Here is a 20,389-nt window from a genome sequence, read left to right as displayed (position 1 = left end):
CCGTGGTCGCGGCGGGCGCCGTGCTGCTCGTCCGGCGCCGTAGGGCGAGCCGCCGCCGCTGGGGCCGCTTCGAGTGCTGACCCCCGGCCCGGAGGCGAGCGGGCGGGCTACTCCTGCGGCCCGGCCGGCGTCCCCGCCGCGGCCTCCGACCGGTCGGCTGCGGCGAGCAGCGCCCGGCCGTGTGCCCTGGTCCGCTCGCGGGCGGCGTCCGGATCGGCGGTCGCCGTCCAGGCCACGCAGTACATCAGCAGTCGGCTGACGAAGTTGATCCACAGCAGCAGCGCCACCGGCGTGGCGAACGCGCCGTACAGGCTGCGTCCGGCGACCGAGCCGAGGTAGGAGGCGAGCAGCAGTTTCAGCAGTTCGAAGCCGACCGCGCCGATCAGGGCGCCGTGCACGAGGTCCCGGCGGCGCTGTCCGGTGATGCCGGGGAAGGGCGCCAGCAGGTAGGCGAAGAGCAGCATGTCGCACGCTATGGCGATCAGCACACCGACCCCGGTCAGCAGGTAGCCGCTGCCGAGGCCGATCGCGTCGGCGATCCGCCCGGCGAGCGTGCTGCCGGCGGCGGAGGCGGCCAGCGAGAACAGGGACACCAGGCCGAGGCCGGCCAGCACCACGACGTCCCAGGCCTTGCGCAGCACCGCGTTGCCCTTCTCCTCGGGCAGCTGCCAGAGGTCCCGGATCGAGGTGCGCATGGTGTCCACCCAGCCGAGGCCGGAGATCAGCAGCAGGGCCCCGCTGACCACTCCGAGGGCGCCCGCGTTGGCCACCAGGGAGGGCAGGTTGAGCGCGTCCGACAGGCCGGGCAGCTGGTCGGAGATGCGGTGCTGCAGGTCGTCCACCTGGCTGCCGTTCAGCGTCGCGACCGCGACCGCCAGGCCCACCGTGAGCAGCGGGAACAGGGCGAGGAAGCCGAAGAAGGTGACGGCTCCGGCCAGCCGGTTTCCGCGGGCGGCGGTGAAGTACTCGTACACCCGGTACGGGCGGCTGCGCTGCACCCGGGCCACGAGCGGGCCCAGGACCGGAAGGCGGGTCAGGAAGTCCACCCGACCGGTTATACCGGCCCGTCCCCCGAACGGCCGTCAGGCGCGGGGCCGGACACCCGGGTCGCCGCCCTACCGGTTGACCAGTCGGCGGGCCTTCGCGAGGGCGCGGACGGCCTGGTACGCGGTGTAGCGGCCCTGGCCGAGCAGTTCGGTGCGCACGCCGTCCACGCCGGCGGGCGGGCGGTAGCCGGCCGGACGCAGCCGGGCGCAGTGCGCGGCGGCGCGGCGGAAGTACTCGCGGCGGTCGCCGGGCGGGACCCGGCCGGGCTTGGCGACCACGGTGTTGAGGTGGTGCAGCATCTTCCCGAAGACGACCGGGCGCCAGGCGTCGAGGTCGGGGCGGCGGTCGAGGAAGGCGAACACCAGGTCGTACTGGGCGAACACGTCGAAGTGCTTGCGGCTGGCGGTGGCCAGGATGTTGCCGCCCTCCTGGCGCTGGCGGTAGTGCACGCCGACCCGGTCGAGGAGGGTGATGCTGTCGGCGGCGAGCAGCGCCGGGTACGTCCAGGGGGTGTCCTCGTAGTAGCCGGCCGGGAACTCCAGCTGCTGCTCGGTGATGAAACCGCGGCGGTAGGCCTTGTTCCAGACGACCTGGAGCAGGTCGAGCAGGTCGGGGCGGGCGGCGAGGTCGAAGACGTCCGGGGAGGCGGCGCCGAAGACGTGGCCGGCGGCGGCCCGGGTGATCCGCCCGTCGGCGTAGGTCCGGGCGTAGTCGTAGACCAGGACGTCCGGGTCGCCGGTGGCGGCGAGCCGCTCGTCGACGGCCTTCAGCAGGTCGGGGGTGAGGGTGTCGTCACTGTCGAGGAAGACGACGTAGTCGCCGGTGGCGACCTCCAGGCCGGCGTTGCGGGCCCGGCCGAGGCCGACGTTCTCCGGCAGGTGGAGCACCCGGACCCGGGGGTCGGCGGCGGCGGCCGCGTCCAGCACCGCACCGCAGCCGTCGGGTGAGCAGTCGTCCACCGCGATCAGTTCGAGGTCGGGTCCGGCCTGGCCGAGGACCGATTCGAGGCATTCGGTGAGATAGTCCTGGACCTGGTACACGGGGACGATGACGCTGAAGCGGGGCACGGGGGCCAGCGTAGTGGGCCCGGGGAGGGCCGGGCCCCGGAAGGTAGGATCGGGGCGCACGTACGCACCGATCCAAGTGCGGCCAGACCCCTCGCGGGCTGCCACGCTCCTCCCGAGAAAGGCCTGCGTAGCCGATGGCTCCCCGCCTCTCCATCGTCGTTCCGATCTACAACGTCGAGCGCTACCTCGTCGAATGCCTCGACTCGATCGCCGCCCAGACGTTCACGGACTTCGAGTGCGTCATGGTCGACGACGGTTCGAAGGACGACAGCGCGGCGCTCGCCGAGGCGTACGCGGCGAAGGACTCGCGGTTCCGGCTGGTCCGGCAGGTGAACAAGGGCCTCGGCGCGGCCCGCAACACCGGTATCCGGCACATCGACCCGGACGCCGAGTTCCTGTGCTTCGTGGACAGCGACGACTCGATGCCGCCCAGCGCGTACGAGCTGATGATCAACACGCTGGACGAGACCGGCTCGGACTTCTGCACCGGCAACGTGCTGCGGTTCCGCGCCGTGGGCTACTACCAGTCCGGCGGGCACTCGAAGCCGTTCAAGGAGACCCGGCTCAAGACCCACATCACCGAGATCCCGGCGCTGGTCACCGACCGCACCGCGTGGAACAAGGTGTACCGCCGCTCCTTCTTCGACGCCGCCGGCCTGCTGTACCCCGAGGGCATCCTGTACGAGGACGCGCCGGTCAGCGTGCCGCACCACTACCTCGCCAAGAGCGTGGACGTGCTCTCCGAGCCGATCTACCACTGGCGCGAGCGCGAGGTCGGCGAGATGTCGATCACCCAGATGCGCACCAACCCGAAGGGCCTGATCGACCGGGTCGCCTCGGTGGAGCTGGTCCGCGCCTGGCTGAAGAAGCAGACCGAGCCGCGCTTCGCCGAGTACCTGCGCTCCTACGACGAGAACACCCTCGTCGAGGAGATCCCGATGTTCTTCTGGTCCGTCGTGGACGGCGACCGGGACTACCGGGACGCCTACGTCCAGCACGTCAGCCGGCTGCTCCGGTCGATCGGCCAGGAGCAGGTCCGCAAGCTGCGGGCGCCGCTGCGGCTGAAGTACCACCTGACCCTGCAGAACCGGGTGGACGAGCTGGTCGAGCAGATCAAGTACGAGGGCGAGAGCGGCGGCGGCGTGCAGGCCCGCGGTCTGCTGCGGCCGTACGCGGACTACCCGTTCCTGCGCGGTGGGCGCAGGAGCGTGCCGTCCAACGTGCTCAAGCTGGACAACTCGCTGGTCATGCGCAGCCGGCTGTACGACAGCGCCTGGGTGGGCGGGAAGCTGCGGCTGACCGGGCACGCCTACCCGGAGCAGCTGGGCGCGGCGAACAAGCACGACATGGTCCGCACCCTGGTGCTGCGCGAGGCCAAGGGCCGCCGGGTGATCGCGGTGCCGATGAAGACCCAGTACAGCGCCGAGGCGACCGCGAGCTGCAACCACGACCTGTACAGCTGCGACTGGTCCGGCTTCACCGTCTCCCTCGACCCGAAGAAGCTCAAGCACCGCGGCCGCTGGAAGGACGGCCACTGGCGCGTCCTGGTGGCCGGCGCGGGCAAGGGCGGGATCTACAAGGGCCGGATCTCGGCGGGCTGGCACGACACCGCCGAATCGATCCCGCCGCACTGGGTCGAGCCGGACGTGCGGATCGTGCCCTGGGTCCGGGACAACTTCGTCTACCTGCAGGTGGAGACCGTCAAGGCCCGGGTGACCGGCCTGGCCGCGCACGGCGACCGGGTGGAGGTCTCCGGCGCGGCGCGCTCCGGCGCGAGCTTCGCCGGGGCCCGGCTGCGGCTCACCCACGTCGAGTCGGACCGCGAGCTGACCTTCCCGGTGGAGCTGGGCACGCCGGTCGGCGCGCTGCAGCCGTTCACCTCGTCGGTCGAGGTGGCAGAGCTGACCGCCGTCCGCGAGGCCTGGGCCGAGCTGGACCCGGTGGCCGGCGAGCGCGTCCGCGACCGCTGGAACAGCGCGCTGCTGCTGGCCGACGGCACCGTCATGCCGCTGGTCTGGGACGACCGCAACGCGCCCGAGCAGCTGCACATGCCGCTGAACCCGCAGGCTCCCGCCGATCAGCGCCGGGTGATCTACACCAAGCCCTCCGCGACGGGCCACCTCCAGTTCTCCGACCAGCTGCTGCAGCCGGTGGTCGACGAGGTGTCGTCGCGCGGCGCCGACGGCTTCCTGCTGAGCGGCTCGTTCCCGCTGGCCGGCTCGCACCGCTGGGAGCTGGTGGTCCGGCACCACTGGCGTGAGGAGGAGCACGTCTACCCGGTGGAGATCGCGGACGGCCGGTTCCGTACCGCGCTGCCCGCCGTGCCGACCGCCACCTTCGCCGGTCAGGTCCCGCTCGCCGCCGGTACCTGGCGGGTCTTCTTCCGTCCGGTCGGTGAGCACGCCGCGGCCCTGCCGGACAGCTACGTGCAGATCTCCCCGTCCTGCTTCGGCGCGCTGCCGGTGGAGGTGCAGTCCCGCGGCAAGCGGATCGTGCTGGAGCGCCGCTACCACGACGGCCTGTCGCTGGAGTCGCACTCGGCGCTGCTGCCCGAGGAGCGGTCCGGCTTCCGCCAGCGCCAGCTGCGCACCGTCGACTACCCGGCCGCCCGCCGGCTGCCGGTGCGCGACACGGTGCTGTACAACGCCGGGCACGGCAGCGTGTACGCCGGCTCTCCGAAGGCGATCCACGAGGAGCTGGTCCGCCGCGGCCTGCCGCTGGAGCACCTGTGGGGCAGCGACGACATGCAGGCCGACCTGCCGCGCACGGCGCGGACGATCCGGCTCTGGAGCCCGGAGTGGTTCGAGGCGCTGGCGACCGCCAAGTACATCGTCACCAGCACCCACCTACCCGACTTCTTCGTCCGCCGGACCGGCCAGGTGGTCCTCCAGACCTGGCAGGGCAGCCCGCTGAAGCAGGTCGGCTTCGACTTCGAGAAGGTCTGGTTCACCGACTCGAACTACCTCAAGGGCCTGTCCCGCGAGGTCCCGAACTGGAGCCTGATGGTGGCCGGCAACAGCTGGTCCGCCCCCGTCCTGCGGCGCGCCTTCGATTACCAGGGCGAGATACTGGAGAGCGGTTCGCCCCGGAACGACCTCCTGTTCGCGGCCGACCGGGAGAAGACGGCCGAACAGGTTCGCGAACGGCTCGGCCTGCCCGAGGGCAAGAAGGTCGTGCTGTACGCACCGACCTGGCGCGAGGACCGTCGCCGGCCGAACGGCGGCTACCAGATCGACCTGCGGATCGACCTGGAGGCGGCCAAGGCCGCGCTCGGTGACGACCAGGTGCTGCTGGTGCGCCGGCACAACATGATGTGCGGTCAGATCCCGGGCGCCGGCAACGGCTACATCTGGGACGTCGGCAGCTACCCCGACATGGCGGAGCTGCTGCTGATCGCCGACGTGCTGGTCACCGACTACTCGTCGAGCATCTTCGACTTCGCCAACACCGGCAGGCCGATGTTCTTCTTCACCCACGACCTGGAGCACTACCGCGACAACCTGCGCGGCTTCAGCCTGGACTTCGAGGCCGAGGCACCCGGCCCGCTGCTGCCCACCTCCGAGGCTCTCGTCGACGCGCTCGCCCGGGTGGACGAGGTCGCGGCAGAGTACGCGGACAAGGCGGCCGCGTTCCGCGAGGCGTACTGCGACCTGGACGACGGCAAGGCCTCCGTCCGAGTGGTCGACGCGATGCTCCGCAAGGAGTAGTCACGGGCCCCGACCGAGGCGCCCGGCGCGATCCGCGCCGGGCGCCTCGGCGCCACCTGGGAATTTCCTGAGAACTGACTGCCCTTTACGTGTATTTTGCACTCGAACTCACGTTTACCAAACAAATTTCAAAGGAAATTCTCCGAACTGGACAGTTGACCCGGGGTGCCTTCCCGGTATGGGATATCGATTCGGCCCCGTCCGGTCCGTTCCGGCACGGCGGCTTCTCCCGGCCACCGCCATGCCGGGATCCCCTCCCCCGAAGGGCCCCCCGCACCATGCCTGCGCTCACCCGGTTCGTTCTGCCGCACGCCGCCCCCCGGGCGAGCGCCGGCCGATCCGCCGTCGACGAGGACGTGGTGTTCGGACTGCTGCGGGCCCGCTGGCACGGCCGCGGGCTCGAGCTCACCGGCTTCGCCCGCCCGCTGGACCTGGACACCGGACGCCCCGGCTCGGCCTGGACCTGGCTGACCCTGCGCCACCAGGACGGCACCGAGCCGCCCCTGCACCTGCGCTCCAGGCCCCGCAAGCTGCCCGAGGTCACCGACGACAGCGCCCAGCCCGACCACAACCACGACTGGTCCGGCTTCACCGCCCTGGTGGAACCCTCCCGGCTGCGCCGTGACGGCCGCTGGCTGCTCGGCGACTGGCAGATCGAGACCACGCTCTTCACCCGCCCCCGCCCCACCCGGCTGCGCCGCCAGTACGGCGCCCTCGCCCCCCACTGGTGCGGTTCCGGCGAGTACCCGCCGGCCCGCTGGGTGGACCGCGACGTGCGCCTCCAGCCGTACTTCGAGGACGACCGGCTACGGCTGCGGCTGGAGCGCCCCGACGTCCGGCTCGACGGCGCCGAGCCCGCCGCCGACGGCATCCGGCTGACCGGCACCGCCGACCACTGCCCGACCGGCACCGTGCTGCGGCTGCGCCACCGGCAGAGCGACGCGGTGATCGAGCAGCCGCTCACCCGCACCGGCAACACCTTCACCGTCCACCTGCCGTACCGGCCGTTCACCGCCGACGGGCGCGGCCGCGGCCCGCTGGAGCACTGGGACGCCGAACTGCTGCGCCCCGACGGCGGCACCGAGCAGCTCTGCCTGGACGAGCGCGGCGGCCCGGTGGCCGGCCAGCACCCGCTGCAGGACGCCCCGGACCGGGTGCTCTACCTCAAGCACCTCGCCGACGGCCGGCTCCAGGTCTGCGTCCAGCCGGCCACCGGAGTGGTCGACCGGATCGCGGTGCACTTCGCCGGGTTCGAACTCTCCGGCCACTGCCCGGACCCGGCCGCCGACCGGCTGGAGCTGGTCCTGCGGCACAGCGGCACTTCGGGCGAGGTCCGCACCCCGGTCGAGCCCGGACCGGACGGCCGCTTCCGGGTGCGGGTGCCCGCCACCCGCACCGGCTCGGACGGCGCCGTGCTGCCGCTGCGCAAGGGCATCTGGGAGGCCGCCCTGGAGCCGGCCGACCGCTCCGGCCCGGCCCGGCCGCTGATCGCCGCCGCCGCCGTCCTGCCCGCGCTGCCCGCCACCGCGACCACCGGCGGCAAGCACGTCCTGCTGCAGCGCCGCTGGCACGACACCCTGCTGGTGGACTCCACCCCGGTGCTCGACGCCACCGAGCGCAGCGCCTGGACCCAACACCGGCTGCGCACCGAGCACTACCCGGCCTTCCGCCGCGAACCGCTGCGCCAGGCGGTGCTGTACGACGTGTTCGGCGGCCGCGGCTACGCCGACTCCCCGCGCGCGGTGCACGCCGAACTCGCCCGCCGCGGCGAGCCGCTGGAGCACCTGTGGGTGGTCGACGACGGCCAGGCCGAGCTGCCGCCCGGGGTCGTCCCGGTGCGGATCTGGAGCCCGGAGTGGTACCGCGCCCTGGCCACCTGCCGTTACCTGGTCGGCAACACCCACTTCCCGGACTTCCTGGAGCGCCGCGAGGGCCAGGTCGTGGTGCAGACCTGGCACGGCTCGCTGCTGAAGCGGATCGCCCACGACGTCGACAACTCCTGGCTGGCCGACCACGGCTACCTGGAGGCGCTCGACCGGGAGACCCCGCAGTGGAGCCTGCTGCTCTCCCCCAGCCCGTTCGCCACCCCGATCCTGCGACGCGCCTTCCGCTACGACGGCGAGGTCCTGGAGTCCGGCTACCCGCGCGGCGACGTCCTGGCCCAGCCCGACCCGCGGGTCGCCGCGACGGTCCGCAGACGGCTCGGCATCCCCGAGGGCAAGCGGGTCGTGCTGTACGCGCCGACCTGGCGCGAGGACCAGCGGCGCGGCGACGGCGAGGGCTTCCGGCTGGACCTTCGGCTGGACGTCGACCACGCCCGCCGGCTGCTCGGCGAGGACCACGTGCTGCTGGTCCGCCCGCACTCGCACGTGCGCGACCCGCTGCCGGGCGCCGCCGACGGCTTCCTGTACGACTGCGGCGACTTCCCCGACCCGCAGGAACTGCTGCTGATCGCGGACGTGCTGGTGACCGACTACTCGTCGATCATGTTCGACTTCGCGATCACCGGCCGCCCGGTCTACTTCTTCACCTACGACCTGGAGCACTACCGCGACACCCTGCGCGGCTTCTACTTCGACTTCGAGCCGAACGCCCCCGGCCCGCTGGTGCCGGACTCCGCCGAACTGCTCGGTGCGCTGCGCGAACTCGCCGACAGCGGAGCGGAGTTGCCGCCCGGCTACGCGGAGCGCTACCGGCGCTTCCGAGCCGAGCACTGCGCCCTGGACGACGGCGGCGCGGCGGGCCGGGTGGTCGGCCGGATGCTCGAACTCGGCCGCGCCGCAGGGTAGTCCACCCGGCGGCGGGAGCCGGCCGGTTCAGGAGAAGTGGTACTCCCGCCAGGGCCGCCAGACCTCGTCCGCGTCGAACCGGGAGAGCGAGAAGCCCGGCACCGGGAAAGACGCCCGGAACCCGCGCGCCTGCTCGTACGCCTGGTCCAGCACGTCGTCCGGCAGGCCGTGGGCGACCGTGACGTGCGGGTGGTACGGAAAGGCCAGCTCGCGGGCCAGCGGGCCGGAGCGGACGTCCGCCTCCAGCAGCCGGCACTCCTGCGCACCCTGCTCGACCCGGACGAACACCACCGGGGACACCGGCCGGAAGGTGCCGGCGCCGCGCAGCAGCATCCGGAACGGCCGGTGCGCGGCCGCCACCGCCGCCAGGTGCTCCTCGACCTTCGGCAGCGCCTCGGCGGGCAGCTCGGTCGGCGGCAGCAGGGTGACGTGCGTCGGTATCGAGCGCGCCTGCGGATCGCCGTGGCCGGCCCGGGCGTCCTGGATCCGCGCGCCGTACGGGTCCGGAACGCTGACGGACACGCCGATGGTGACGACCTCCGGGAAAGGCGGGCCGCCGTCACCACCGGGCAGGGGTGTGAGGGGAGTCACCGCTTGGCGGCCGGGAGGAAGCCGATCCGGTCGTACACCGTGGCCAGCGTCTCGGAGGCCACCGCGCGGGCCTTCTCGGCGCCGATCGCCAGCACCCGGTCCAGCTCGGCCGGATCGTCCAGGAAGGCGCCGGTGCGCTGCTGGAAGGGCGTCACCCACTCGGCGAACAGCTCGGCCAGCTCGGTCTTCAGGGCGCCGTACATCTTGCCCTCGAAGTGCGCGACCAGCTGCTCGACCGACTGGCCGCTGAGCGCGGAGTGGATCCGCAGCAGGTTGGAGACGCCCGGCTTCTGCTCCTCGTCGTAGGAGACGACGGTGCCGGTGTCGGTGACGGCGCTCTTGAACTTCTTGGCGCTGACCTTCGCCTCGTCCAACAGGCTGACCAGGCCCTTGGGCGAGGACGCCGACTTGCTCATCTTGATGCCCGGGTCCTGGAGGTCCATGATCTTCGCCGTCTCCTTGAGGATGTACGGCTTGGGGATCGTGAACACCGGGGCGTAGCGGGAGTTGAAGCGCTCCGCGATGTCGCGGGTGATCTCCACGTGCTGGCGCTGGTCCTCGCCGACCGGGACGGCGTCCGCCTGGTAGAGCAGGATGTCCGCGATCTGCAGGATCGGGTAGGTGAACAGGCCGACGGTGGTGCTGTCGGCGCCGTACCGGGAGGACTTGTCCTTGAACTGGGTCATCCGGGAGGCCTCACCGAAGCCGGTGAGGCAGTTCATCACCCAGGCCAGCTGCGCGTGCTCGGGCACGTGCGACTGGACGAACAGGGTGCAGTGCTCCGGGTCCAGGCCGGCGCCGAGCAGCTGGGCGGCGGAGATCCGGGTGTTCTGGCGCAGCGTCGCCGGGTCCTGCGGCACGGTGATCGCGTGCAGGTCGACGACCATGTAGAAGGCGTCGTTCTCCTTCTGCAGGTCGACCCACTGGCGCACCGCGCCGAGGTAGTTGCCGAGGTGGAACGAGCCGGAGGTGGGCTGGATCCCGGAGAGCACCCGGGGACGGTCCTTGACGGGACCAGTGACCGCTGCGTTGACCATGCACGCCATTGTTCCAGTTCCCCGGCTCGCTCAGGAAACCTCCGCCCCAGCAGGCTCCTCCGGTGTGACCGCACTCACCCTCACCCGGGCGATCCGCCGGCCCTCCACTTTGGCCACCGTCAGCAGCACCGCGCCACCGCCCTCGACCGGGACCCTGGCGTGGTCGCCGTCCCGGGGCAGCCGGCCGAGCGAGGCGACCAGGCAGCCGGCCACCGTCTCGTACGGGCCCTCGGGCAGGGCGACGCCGGTCTCCTCCTCGAAGTCGCCGAGGTTCAGCAGGCCGTCCAGCTCCATGCCGCCGCCGGCCAGCCGGCGGGTGGGGGCGGCCTCCGGCCGGTCGTACTCGTCGCGGATCTCGCCGATCACCTCCTCGACCAGGTCCTCCAGGGTGACGATGCCGGCGGTGCCGCCGTACTCGTCCACCACGATGGCCAGGTGGTGACCCTCCCGGCGCATCTCGCCCATCGCCTCCAGCACCCGCTTGGTGCCGGGCAGCAGCTTGACCGGGCGGGCCAGGTCGCGGACCTTGACGGCCTGCTCGCCGCGGGCGCCGTACAGGTCCCGGACGTGGACGAAGCCGACCACGGCGTCGGCGCTGCCCTCGACCACCGGGTAGCGCGAGTGCGGCGAGGTCTCGGACTGGTGCCGCACCGCGGCCAGCGGGCGTTCGGCGTCCAGGAAGGTCACCTCGGTGCGCGGCACCATCACCTCGCGCAGCTGGCGCTCCCCGGCGGCGAACACGTCCGCGATCAACGCCCGTTCGTCGCTGCCCAGTTCGGTGTTGGAGGCGACCAGGCCGCGCAGCTCCTCGGAGCTCATCGAGCCGCGCCCGGCCGCCGGGTCGCCGCCGAACAGCCGGACCATCAGGTTGGTGGAGTGGCCGAGCAGCCAGATCACCGGGCGCAGTGCCGCCGACATCACGTCCACCACGGGGGCGGCGCCCACCGCGATGGACTCGGCACGCTGCAGACCGATCCGCTTGGGGGTGAGCTCGCCCAGCACCAGCGAGACGTAACTGATCACCAGGGTGAGCCCGACCAGGGCGACCGCGTCCGCCATCCCCCGGGACAGCCCGGCGTCGACGAACAGAGGGGCGACCTTGCCGGCCAGGGTGTCGGCGCCGAAGGCGGCGGACAGGAAGCCCATGCAGGTCACCCCGACCTGGACGGCGGCCAGGAAGCGGTTGGGGTCGGCGGCCAGGTGCGCGGCCCGGGCCGAGCGCCGGGTGCCGCGCGCCTCCAGCGCCCGGATCTGGCCCTCCCGCAGCGAGATCAGCGAGATCTCGGCGACGTTGAACAGCCCGCCCAGCAGGATGAAGACGAGGACGAGCGCGGCGTCCCCGAGGGTTTCGTTCACAGCGGGCCAGTGTAGGCGGCGGGCGTGGACGGGGGCCGGAAGCGACGTGGCCGGACGCGGGCCGGGAACGGCGACGGCCCGCCGCCTCCCGGGAGGGAGGGGCGGGCCGTCGGGAAGGCCGCGGGGGCGGGGCTCAGATGAGGCCCAGCTCCTGGACCGCGTCGCGCTCCTCGGTCAGCTCCTTGACCGAGGCGTCGATGCGGGCGCGGGAGAAGTCGGAGATCTCCAGGCCCTGGACGATCTCGAACTTGCCGTCCTTGGTGGTGACCGGGAAGGAGGAGATCAGGCCGGCCGGGACGCCGTAGGAGCCGTCGGAGACGACACCCATGGAGGTCCAGTCGCCCTCGGCGGTGCCGTTGACCCAGGTGTACACGTGGTCGATGGCGGCGTTGGCGGCCGAGGCGGCCGAGGAGGCGCCACGGGCCTCGATGATGGCGGCGCCGCGCTTGGCGACGGTCGGGATGAAGTCGTTCTCCAGCCAGGCCTGGTCGTTGCCGACGGCCTCGAAGGCCGGCTTGCCGGCGACCTCGGCCTGGAAGATGTCCGGGTACTGGGTCGCGGAGTGGTTGCCCCAGATGGTGACGCGCTTGATGTCGGAGACCAGGGCGCCGGTCTTGGCGGACAGCTGGCCGACCGCGCGGTTGTGGTCCAGACGGGTCATCGCGGTGAAGCGCTCGGCCGGGACGTCCGGGGCGTTGCGCTGGGCGATCAGGGCGTTGGTGTTGGCCGGGTTGCCGACGACCAGGACCTTGATGTCGTCCGCGGCGTGGTCGTTGATGGCCTTGCCCTGCGGGCCGAAGATGCCGCCGTTGGCCTGCAGCAGGTCGCCGCGCTCCATGCCGGCGGTGCGCGGACGGGCGCCGACCAGCAGCGCGACGTTGGCGCCGTCGAAGGCCTCGTTCGGGTTGTCGGTGATGGTGATGTCCCGCAGCAGCGGGAAGGCGCAGTCGACGAGCTCCATGGCGGTGCCCTCGGCGGCCTTGAGGCCCTGCGGGATCTCCAGGAGGCGCAGGTTCACCGGCACGTCGGCACCGAGCAGGTGGCCCGAGGCGATGCGGAAGAGCAGCGCGTAGCCGATCTGGCCGGCGGCTCCGGTGATGGTGACGTTGACGGGGGTGCGGGTCATTTCTACCTTCTCCAGCAAATCGCCAGGTGCCCCAGGCACACCGGCACTGGAGCCAGGATGATCTCTCGACATCGAGAGACCGGCGTCAGGTTATCGCAAAGGGAAGCCTACGCCGCGTGTGCGGGCGTGGCTGATGCGTCACAGACGCACCGCGGCCCCGCCCGGGTTCCGGGCGGGGCCGCGGCGGGACGGCCGGCTCAGTGCTTGGGCCGGCCGATCAGCTGGCCGATGTTGTCCAGCAGCGGGATCTCCAGCCACGGGTTCGGCTGCGCCACCAGGGTCAGCAGCACGATCGAGGCGCCCAGGAAGGCCAGCACGATCACGTCGGTGAAGCGGCTGCGCACCGCCAGCATCCCGACCTCGGGCAGCACCAGCCGCAGCACGGCACCGAGCAGCACTCCGATGCCGAGGATCAGCAGCCCGTACTTGAAGCCGTCCTTGAAGTCGGCGAACCAGGTGACCGCGAGGCCGGCACCGACCACCGACAGGACCAGCGTTATCGGCCACTGCCGGACGGGCAGGGCGTGGTCGCGCCCGAGGGCCGGGGCAGCGCCCTCGGGCGGCAGGGTGCCGGTGGTCCTGACCGGCCTCTGCCGGGACCGCGCCGGTCGCGGTTCAGTCATGCTCGCCGTCCCTCGGGGATCAGACGCCGGCGCGGCGCTCGGCCGCCTCGACGATGTTGTTCAGCAGCATCGCGCGGGTCATCGGGCCCACGCCGCCGGGGTTCGGGGAGATCCAGCCGGCCACCTCGGCCACGCCCGGGTGCACGTCGCCGACGATCTTGCCCTCGCTGCGGCTGACGCCGACGTCCAGCACCGCGGCGCCCGCCTTGACGTCCTCCGGCTTGACCAGGTGCGGCACGCCCGCGGCGGCCACGATGATGTCGGCCTTGCGCAGGTGGGCGCCGAGGTCCCGGGTGCCGGTGTGGCACAGGGTGACGGTGGCGTTCTCGCTGCGGCGGGTCAGCAGCAGGCCGATCGAGCGGCCGACGGTGATGCCGCGGCCGACCACGACCACCTCGGCGCCGTCGATCTCCACGTCGTGCCGGCGCAGCAGCTCGACGATGCCCAGCGGGGTGCACGGCAGCGGGCCCTCGATGCCCAGCGCCAGGCGGCCGAGCGAGGTCGGGTGGAGGCCGTCGGCGTCCTTGTCCGGGTCCATCAGCTCCAGGACCGGGTTCTGGTCCAGGCCCTTGGGCAGCGGCAGCTGGACGATGTAGCCGGTGCAGGACGGGTCGGCGTTGAGCTCGCGGACGACGTTCTCGACGTCCTCCTGGGTGGCGGTGGCGGGCAGCTCGCGCTGGATCGAGGCGATGCCGACCTCGGCGCAGTCCTTGTGCTTCCCGTTGACGTACCAGCGGCTGCCCGGGTCGTCGCCGACCAGGACGGTACCGAGGCCGGGCGTGACGCCCTTCGCCTTGAGGGCCGCCACGCGGGCGGCGAGTTCGGACTTGATCGCGGCGGCGGTGGCCTTGCCATCGAGAATCTGGGCAGTCATGACCCCATTCTCCCGGATCGCGACCGCGTCCCGTACCGGGGCGGCCCCCTGGCCGGTCGGGCGACCGGACGGGTACGGAAGGTCCGCACCACGTTGCGGTTGCGCCACAGTCTCGACCTGGCGCCCACAACCGGCTGGACAGCGCGCTGCCGTCCGGATGACGATATGCGGGCATCCCCTGCCGCGACCCGGCCCGGTGACGGGCCGACGGATCCCGCGGCGGGGCGTACCCGGGGGAAAGAGCCAGTGATCCGACCACAGCAGTCCGCACAGCCAGACCGCCACGGCGACGTCCTCACCGCGCCGTGCCCGTCCAGGCGTCCGATCACCCGCTCGTCACAGCACTGAGCCGGCCGCGCCCGCCACCGCCGCCGGGCTGTCACCGCGCTCCGGTACCGTCCCGTTCCGTCGGCGACCCGACTCGCCGGCCGCAACCGGGTCCTCCGCCGTCCCGTCCCCACGTCCCCGCAACTGCCCGGAGGCATCCATGAGTTACCCGCCCGACCCGAACAACCCGTACGGCCAGCCGCCCGCGCCCGGCTACGGCTACCCGCAGCAGGCCCCGCCGCCGGCCCCGGGCTACGGCTACCCGCAGCAGGCCCCGCCGCCGGCCTACGGCTACGCGCCGGCCCTGCCGCAGGTCATGCCGGGCCTGGTGATGACCACCCGGGTGCTGCTGTTCGTCATCGGCGGTGTGCAGGTGATCCTCGCGGGGTTCTGCCTGATCGCGGCCGCGGTCGCCAACGACGCCGTCAACAAGACCTCGACGAGCAGCGACGACTTCATCTCCTCGATCGGCCACGCCGCGATGGGAATCCTGCTGGTCATCGGCGTCGTGTGGGCGCTGGCCGCCGCGCTGTCCATCACGCTGGGCGCGAAGTTCGGCAAGGGCGGCAACGGTGTCCGGATCACCACCATCGTCTACGGCTCGATCGCCGCGCTGTTCGGCGTGCTCGACCTGATCGGCGGGATCAACACCAAGATCACGGCGAACATCATCATCGGGCTGATCTGGATCGCGATCTGCGTCATCTGGATCACCGCCATGTGCGTCCGGGACGGCGTCAACTGGTTCAACCGGCCGCGGTACTGACGGACGGCACGAACCACGGCGAAGCGGCCCGGCTCCCTCCTCGGAGGGGGCCGGGCCGCTTCGTGCCACTCAGTGGAAGAAGTGGCGCGCGCCGGTGAAGTACATCGTCACGCCGGCCTTCTCGGCCGCCTCGATGACCTGCTCGTCACGGATCGAACCGCCCGGCTGGACGATCGCCCGCACGCCGGCGGCGATCAGGATCTCCGGGCCGTCCGGGAACGGGAAGAAGGCGTCCGAGGCCGCGTACGCGCCCTTGGCCCGCTCGCCGGCCCGCTCGACCGCGAGCTTGCAGGAGTCGACCCGGTTGACCTGGCCCATGCCGACGCCCACCGAGGCGCCGCCCTTGGCCAGCAGGATCGCGTTGGACTTGACGGCCCGGCAGGCCCGCCAGGCGAACGCCAGCTCGGCCAGCTCGGCCGCCGGGAGCGCCTCGCCGGTCGCCAGCGTCCAGTTCGCCGGGTCGTCGCCCTCGGCCTGCACCCGGTCGGCGTCCTGGAGCAGCACGCCGCCGGAGATCGGGCGCACCTCCTGGCGGTTGGCCGGGGCCTCTGGGGCGACCAGCACCCGGATGTTCTTCTTGCGGGCCAGCACCTCGACCGCGCCGTCCTCGAAGGCGGGGGCCACGACGACCTCGGTGAAGATCGGGGCGATCTGCTCGGCCAGCTCGACGGTGACCGGGCGGTTGACCGCGATCACGCCGCCGTACGCGGAGACCGGGTCGCACTCGTGCGCCTTGCGGTGCGCCTCGACGACGTCGGCGCCGGTCGCGATGCCGCACGGGTTGGCGTGCTTGATGATCGCGACGGCCGGCTCGGCGTGGTCGTACGCGGCGCGGCGGGCGGCGTCGGTGTCGACGTAGTTGTTGTACGACATCTCCTTGCCGTGCAGCTGCTGGGCGCCGGCCAGGCCGCCCGTGCCGTCGGTGTAGAGCGCGGCGCCCTGGTGCGGGTTCTCGCCGTAGCGCAGCACGTTCTGGCGCTCCCAGGTGGCGCCGAGGAACTCGGGGAACCGCTCGTCGCCGGGGGCGTAGCCGGCCTCGAACCAGGAGGCCACGGCCACGTCGTAGGCGGCGGTGTGGGCGAACGCGGCACCGGCCAGGCGCTTGCGGGTGGCCAGGTCGAAGCCGCCCTCGCGAACGGCCGTCAGCACGTCCTCGTAGCGGGCCGGGTCGACGACCACGGCCACCGACGGGTGGTTCTTGGCGGCGGCGCGGACCATGCTCGGGCCGCCGATGTCGATCTGCTCGACGCACTCGTCCGGGGTGGCGCCCGAGGCGACGGTGGCCTTGAACGGGTAGAGGTTCACCACGACCAGGTCGAAGGGCTCGACACCGAGCTCGGCCAGCTGCGCGCGGTGCGACTCCAGGCGCAGGTCGGCGAGCACGCCGGCGTGCACGCGGGGGTGCAGAGTCTTCACGCGCCCGTCCAGGCACTCCGGGAAGCCGGTCAGCTCGGAGACCTCGGTCACCGGCACGCCGGCGGCGGCGATCCGGCCGGCGGTGGAGCCGGTGGAGACGATGGCGACCCCGGCGGCGTGCAGGCCCTGGGCCAGCTCCTCCAGACCGGTCTTGTCGTACACGCTGATCAGCGCGCGACGGATCGGACGGATGTTCTCCGAAACGGGGGGCGTGGTGGAGCTGGCAGTCATGCCGGGATCCATACCTTTCGGTCCTCGATGCGGTGACCTTCGCGGGCCAGCCGGCCCACGACGTCGACGAGCAGCTTGCGCTCGACAGTCTTGATGCGCTCGTGCAGCGCTTCGCCGCCATCGGCGTGGTCGGCGTCGACGACCTCGACGACGCCCTGCGCGATGATCGGCCCGGTGTCCACGCCGGCGTCGACCAGGTGGACGGTGCAGCCGGTGACCTTCACCCCGTACGCGAGCGCGTCGGTGACGCCGTGGGCGCCGGGGAAGGCGGGCAGCAGTGCGGGGTGGGTGTTGACGATCCGCCCGGCGAAGGCCGCGATGAACTCGGGGCCGAGGATCTTCATGAAGCCGGCCGTGACCACCAGGTCCGGCCGGTGGGCGGCGACGGAGGCGGTCAGCGCGCCGTCCCAGGCGGCCCGGTCCGGGAAGTCCCTGACGCGGTGGACGAAGGTCGGCAGGCCAGCCTTCTCGGCGCGGTCGAGGCCGGCGATGCCGTTCCGGTCCGCGCCCACGGCCACGATCTCGGCGCCGTACGCCGGGTCGGCGACCGCGTCGATCAGCGCCTGGAGATTGGTGCCGGAGCCGGAGACCAGCACCACCAGGCGGGCCGGTCCGGGCGTACGGGGCGGGAAGAGCTGAGCGGGGGCGGCGGCCACTGCGCGATTCTCCGTAGGTCGGGCGCCGCCCGCTGGTACGTCCACCGGTGGTGGGGCCACTACGAACGGCAGGTCGAGCGAAGGGGAACACCAGGAGAACCGCCGCGACGCGGGGCCTGGGGAACCTATCTGAGCTGCTGACCGTCACCACGATAACGGCTGGTCGGAGGGCCCCCGCACCCTGTCGGCGGCGCTACGCGCGTAGTTGAGACGGGGATCTCCTCGGGCCCGCCGTACCGGAGTTGTGCACGCCCCGTACGGGCGAGGGCAGGCCCCCGCCGGGCCCTCGAACGCTTGCGGGATCATTGGGGCGCGGGAGACCGCTCCGACGCGCGACCCTCCGAACGAGCCACCACCGAAGCCCCGACCGAGCCACGACCGAGCCCCGACCGAGAAGGAACGGCTGAACCCATGAGCAGCGGCGACGAGACCGACGAGCGCAACCCCTTCGCGCCGCCGCCGGCGGACGCCCCGGACCAGCCGTGGCGGCCGCGCAGCCCCTGGTCCGGCCACGGCCCCGACGGCAACGGCGGTCAGGGCGGCGAGAGCGGCGGCCAGGGCGGCGACCGTCCGCCGTTCCCGCCGCCGTGGGGCCAGGGCCTCGGCGAAGGACGCCCCGGCCAGCGGCCGCAGGCCCCGCAACCGCCCCGGCTCGACCCGACCGACCCGAGCCACCGCAAGGCCCGCAACGCCGCGCTGGCCGGGCCCTTCGCGCTGGTCTGCCTGTTCGCCGGCTTCCACTGGATCGCGCTGCTGGTCGGCGTGCTCGGCATCGTCTGGGGCATCGGCGCGCTGCGCGCCAAGCGGCCCGCGGCGGCGGCCGCGGGCGGGCCCGCCGGCATCCCGGCGCCGAACCCGCTCACCCCGGCCGCGCTCGCCGGGATCCTCACCGGCGCGATGACCGTCGTCGTCGCGACCTCGGTGATCGGGCTCGGCTACTACTACCGGGACTACGTGACCTGCGTGCGGGACTCGCTGACCAACGTCGGCGCCGAGAACTGCGACCGGTACGCCCCGCAGTGGTACGTGGACTTCACCGGGAACGCCGAGTAGGGCCTGACCGCGGATCCCGTCGGATCGGCGCGCGGCCTCGGGCGCCCGGCGAGATCCGCCGGACAGGCCCTGGGCCACCGGTTCAGCCGGTAGGGCCGCGCTGCCCGGACAGCCGCCGCACGAGGGCGTGGGTACGGGCGCGCAGCTCCAGCGCGCGCCGGCGCACCGGGACCGTGAGCCGAGCGTGCACGCCCCGCCCGGGCGCCGGTCTCACGAGCCCGGCCGTGCCCCCGGCTGGGGACCGGGCATCGACCGGGCCCTCGACGGTCTCCGCCTGCTCGACGGCATCCGCGCACTCGACGCCGTCCGCGCACACGGCGGCATCCGCGCACTCGACGCCGTCCGCGCACTCGACCCCCGCCGGACCGAGCGCGCGGTGGCGGACCAGCAGGGCGCCCGGTACGGCCACCGCGGCGAGCCAGCCCGCCGCCGCCAGGCCCGTCCACCACGGCACCGGCCCCAACCGGGCCATCCGCCCGGCCGCCAGTGCCCCGCCGGACAGCCAGCCCAGCGCCGCCGCCCCGGCGCCGAGCAGCAGCGCGGCCGCCAGGGCCGCGACCGCCGTCGCGGCGGGCGTCCACGGACCGGCACCGACCGGGGAACGGCGGCCCGCCGCCGCCCGGCCGAGCAGGACCGCGGGCACCAGCCCCGCCAGCAGCGGCAGCAGCAGCACCGCCAGCCGCCAGCCGCCCGGGCCCTCCTGGGGCAGCAGGGCGAAGAGCGGGAACTCCGGCACCGCACCGAGTTCCGTACCGCCCGGCGACACCAGCGTCCCGGCACCGACCTCGAAGCCCGGGCCCAGCGCGTACGCCGCGCCCCACAGCACTGCGTTCGGCAGCAGCAGCACGGTGAGCAGCAGCAGCCCGGACAGCGCCGCGGGCCCGCGCCCGAGCAGTGCCATCCCCCGCCCGCCGCCGGTCACCGCGTCCAGCACCGCCGCCCCCGCCACCAGCAGTCCGCCCGCCGCGACCAGCCCCGCCCCGGCCGCAGCGGCCGCCCGGCACACCGCGGGCATCCCGCCGACCGGCCGCCAGCCCGGGGGGAGCCGGTCGAACCACGACCCTGTCCCGACGGCCACCGACCGGAGGAACCGGGCGAAGGCCGTCTCCGGCCGGACGGACCGGAAGCCGGCGGCCGTCGACAACCCGGCGAGCAGGCCCACGACCAGCAGGTCCGGCAGCACCCGGCTGCGGAACGGCCCGGGTCCCGCGCAGTGCAGCACCACTCCCACCGCCACCGCGCAGTACCCCGTCCACACCGCCACCGGCCCGCCCCAGCGGGAACGCAGCCCCCGCCGCGACGCCGCCCCGGCGCCCGCCCGGTACAGCCGCACCACCATCAGGGCGCCGAGCAGCAGCGGAGTGAGGGTCAACGGGGCGTCCGCACCGCCGCGCAGCACCGGCGCGCCGTGCCCGAGCAGCCACAGCGCACCCGCCAACCGGGTGGCACCGGCCGCGTCCGAGTCCGCGTACGGCGTCGCGATCCAGAGCCCGAGCACCGGCACCCCGACCAGTGCCAGACCGACCAGCGCGGTCCGCACCCCCGCCAACAGGTCGGCCAGCACGGGGCGTCCACCCAGTTCGCCCGGCACTTCCAGGAGTGGACGGCCCATCAGCTGCGTCATGCGCCTCATGGTGCCAAGGCGACTCGCCATGCTCCGTGAACCGGCAAACCGCCGCCGTGTCCCAGATTATTGTCTTATGCGCCTTTTCAGACCCTGCCC

At 73.1% G+C, this 20,389-nt stretch carries 15 protein-coding genes; 4 read left to right on the top strand and 11 right to left on the bottom strand.

The window, feature by feature from the left end; translation table 11 throughout:
• Nucleotides 1–107 precede the first annotated feature (107 nt).
• Both HS99_RS32865 and HS99_RS32860 read right to left on the bottom strand, forming a co-directional pair.
• Nucleotides 108–1,046 (bottom strand): YihY/virulence factor BrkB family protein, encoded by a 939-nt coding sequence (locus HS99_RS32865; RefSeq protein ID WP_063737974.1) that lies wholly within the window; start codon nt 1,044–1,046, stop codon nt 108–110.
• Between the two features lie 69 nt (nt 1,047–1,115).
• Nucleotides 1,116–2,114: a glycosyltransferase family 2 protein gene (locus tag HS99_RS32860; protein ID WP_030280938.1), complete on the bottom strand. Its 999-nt coding sequence runs from the start codon at nt 2,112–2,114 to the stop codon at nt 1,116–1,118.
• Between the two features lie 134 nt (nt 2,115–2,248).
• Between HS99_RS32860 and HS99_RS32855 the strand changes: the two genes are divergently transcribed.
• Nucleotides 2,249–5,821 (top strand): bifunctional glycosyltransferase/CDP-glycerol:glycerophosphate glycerophosphotransferase, encoded by a 3,573-nt coding sequence (locus HS99_RS32855; protein WP_030280937.1) that lies wholly within the window; start codon nt 2,249–2,251, stop codon nt 5,819–5,821.
• A 278-nt stretch (nt 5,822–6,099) separates the two neighbouring features.
• Nucleotides 6,100–8,610, top strand: a complete 2,511-nt coding sequence (locus HS99_RS32850) for a CDP-glycerol glycerophosphotransferase family protein (RefSeq protein ID WP_050366740.1) — start codon at nt 6,100–6,102, stop codon at nt 8,608–8,610.
• A gap of 27 nt (nt 8,611–8,637) precedes the next feature.
• Here HS99_RS32850 and HS99_RS32845 read toward each other — a convergent pair whose 3' ends face one another.
• The 6 genes from HS99_RS32845 to HS99_RS32820 form a co-directional block, all read right to left on the bottom strand.
• Nucleotides 8,638–9,132, bottom strand: a complete 495-nt coding sequence (locus tag HS99_RS32845) for a 2'-5' RNA ligase family protein (protein ID WP_223886048.1) — start codon at nt 9,130–9,132, stop codon at nt 8,638–8,640.
• A gap of 65 nt (nt 9,133–9,197) precedes the next feature.
• The gene (trpS, locus tag HS99_RS32840; protein WP_030280932.1) at nt 9,198–10,238 is read right to left on the bottom strand and encodes a tryptophan--tRNA ligase; all 1,041 of its coding nucleotides are present in this window, start codon (nt 10,236–10,238) and stop codon (nt 9,198–9,200) included.
• Between the two features lie 30 nt (nt 10,239–10,268).
• A complete protein-coding gene (locus HS99_RS32835; protein ID WP_030280931.1) occupies nt 10,269–11,594 on the bottom strand; it encodes a hemolysin family protein in 1,326 nt (441 codons plus the stop codon).
• A gap of 133 nt (nt 11,595–11,727) precedes the next feature.
• Complete coding sequence (locus HS99_RS32830) at nt 11,728–12,720, bottom strand: malate dehydrogenase (protein WP_030280929.1); 993 nt, start codon at nt 12,718–12,720, stop codon at nt 11,728–11,730.
• A gap of 197 nt (nt 12,721–12,917) precedes the next feature.
• Nucleotides 12,918–13,343 (bottom strand): DUF3017 domain-containing protein, encoded by a 426-nt coding sequence (locus HS99_RS32825; protein WP_046386795.1) that lies wholly within the window; start codon nt 13,341–13,343, stop codon nt 12,918–12,920.
• Nucleotides 13,344–13,362: 19 nt separating this feature from the next.
• Nucleotides 13,363–14,217 (bottom strand): bifunctional methylenetetrahydrofolate dehydrogenase/methenyltetrahydrofolate cyclohydrolase, encoded by an 855-nt coding sequence (locus HS99_RS32820; RefSeq protein WP_030280926.1) that lies wholly within the window; start codon nt 14,215–14,217, stop codon nt 13,363–13,365.
• 487 nt (nt 14,218–14,704) lie between these two features.
• Between HS99_RS32820 and HS99_RS32815 the strand changes: the two genes are divergently transcribed.
• Entirely contained in the window at nt 14,705–15,310 is a 606-nt protein-coding gene (locus HS99_RS32815; RefSeq protein ID WP_030280924.1) for a hypothetical protein, read from the top strand.
• Nucleotides 15,311–15,379: 69 nt separating this feature from the next.
• On the opposite strand, the gene purH is transcribed toward HS99_RS32815, so the two are convergent.
• Nucleotides 15,380–16,957, bottom strand: a complete 1,578-nt coding sequence (gene purH, locus HS99_RS32810; protein WP_030280922.1) for a bifunctional phosphoribosylaminoimidazolecarboxamide formyltransferase/IMP cyclohydrolase — start codon at nt 16,955–16,957, stop codon at nt 15,380–15,382.
• Entirely contained in the window at nt 16,954–17,613 is a 660-nt protein-coding gene (gene purN / locus HS99_RS32805) for a phosphoribosylglycinamide formyltransferase (protein ID WP_030280920.1), read from the bottom strand. The genes purH and purN overlap by 4 nt, the downstream gene beginning before the upstream one ends.
• Before the next feature lie 411 nt (nt 17,614–18,024).
• On the opposite strand from purN, the gene HS99_RS32800 reads away from it, so the two are divergent.
• Nucleotides 18,025–18,666, top strand: a complete 642-nt coding sequence (locus tag HS99_RS32800) for a hypothetical protein (protein ID WP_051746696.1) — start codon at nt 18,025–18,027, stop codon at nt 18,664–18,666.
• Nucleotides 18,667–18,748: 82 nt separating this feature from the next.
• Here HS99_RS32800 and HS99_RS32795 read toward each other — a convergent pair whose 3' ends face one another.
• Nucleotides 18,749–20,290, bottom strand: coding sequence for a cell division protein PerM (locus tag HS99_RS32795; protein ID WP_051835528.1), 1,542 nt, complete (start codon nt 20,288–20,290; stop codon nt 18,749–18,751).
• Nucleotides 20,291–20,389 lie beyond the last annotated feature (99 nt).

The sequence above is a fragment of the Kitasatospora aureofaciens genome (assembly GCF_001188955.3).
Classification (GTDB): Bacteria; Actinomycetota; Actinomycetes; order Streptomycetales; family Streptomycetaceae; genus Kitasatospora; species Kitasatospora aureofaciens.
Note: the sequence above shows the minus strand (reverse complement) of the source record. Positions and strands in the feature narration are given on the sequence as shown.

Coding starts and splice junctions, on each gene's coding strand:
- HS99_RS32855 (WP_030280937.1), top strand. CDS start 2,249: ATGGCTCCCCGCCTCTCCATCGTCGTTCCGATCTACAACGTCGAGCGC.
- HS99_RS32850 (WP_050366740.1), top strand. CDS start 6,100: ATGCCTGCGCTCACCCGGTTCGTTCTGCCGCACGCCGCCCCCCGGGCG.
- trpS (WP_030280932.1), bottom strand. CDS start 10,238: ATGGTCAACGCAGCGGTCACTGGTCCCGTCAAGGACCGTCCCCGGGTG.
- HS99_RS32830 (WP_030280929.1), bottom strand. CDS start 12,720: ATGACCCGCACCCCCGTCAACGTCACCATCACCGGAGCCGCCGGCCAG.
- HS99_RS32825 (WP_046386795.1), bottom strand. CDS start 13,343: ATGACTGAACCGCGACCGGCGCGGTCCCGGCAGAGGCCGGTCAGGACC.
- HS99_RS32820 (WP_030280926.1), bottom strand. CDS start 14,217: ATGACTGCCCAGATTCTCGATGGCAAGGCCACCGCCGCCGCGATCAAG.
- HS99_RS32815 (WP_030280924.1), top strand. CDS start 14,705: ATGAGTTACCCGCCCGACCCGAACAACCCGTACGGCCAGCCGCCCGCG.
- purH (WP_030280922.1), bottom strand. CDS start 16,957: ATGACTGCCAGCTCCACCACGCCCCCCGTTTCGGAGAACATCCGTCCG.
- HS99_RS32800 (WP_051746696.1), top strand. CDS start 18,025: ATGAGCAGCGGCGACGAGACCGACGAGCGCAACCCCTTCGCGCCGCCG.
- HS99_RS32795 (WP_051835528.1), bottom strand. CDS start 20,290: ATGACGCAGCTGATGGGCCGTCCACTCCTGGAAGTGCCGGGCGAACTG.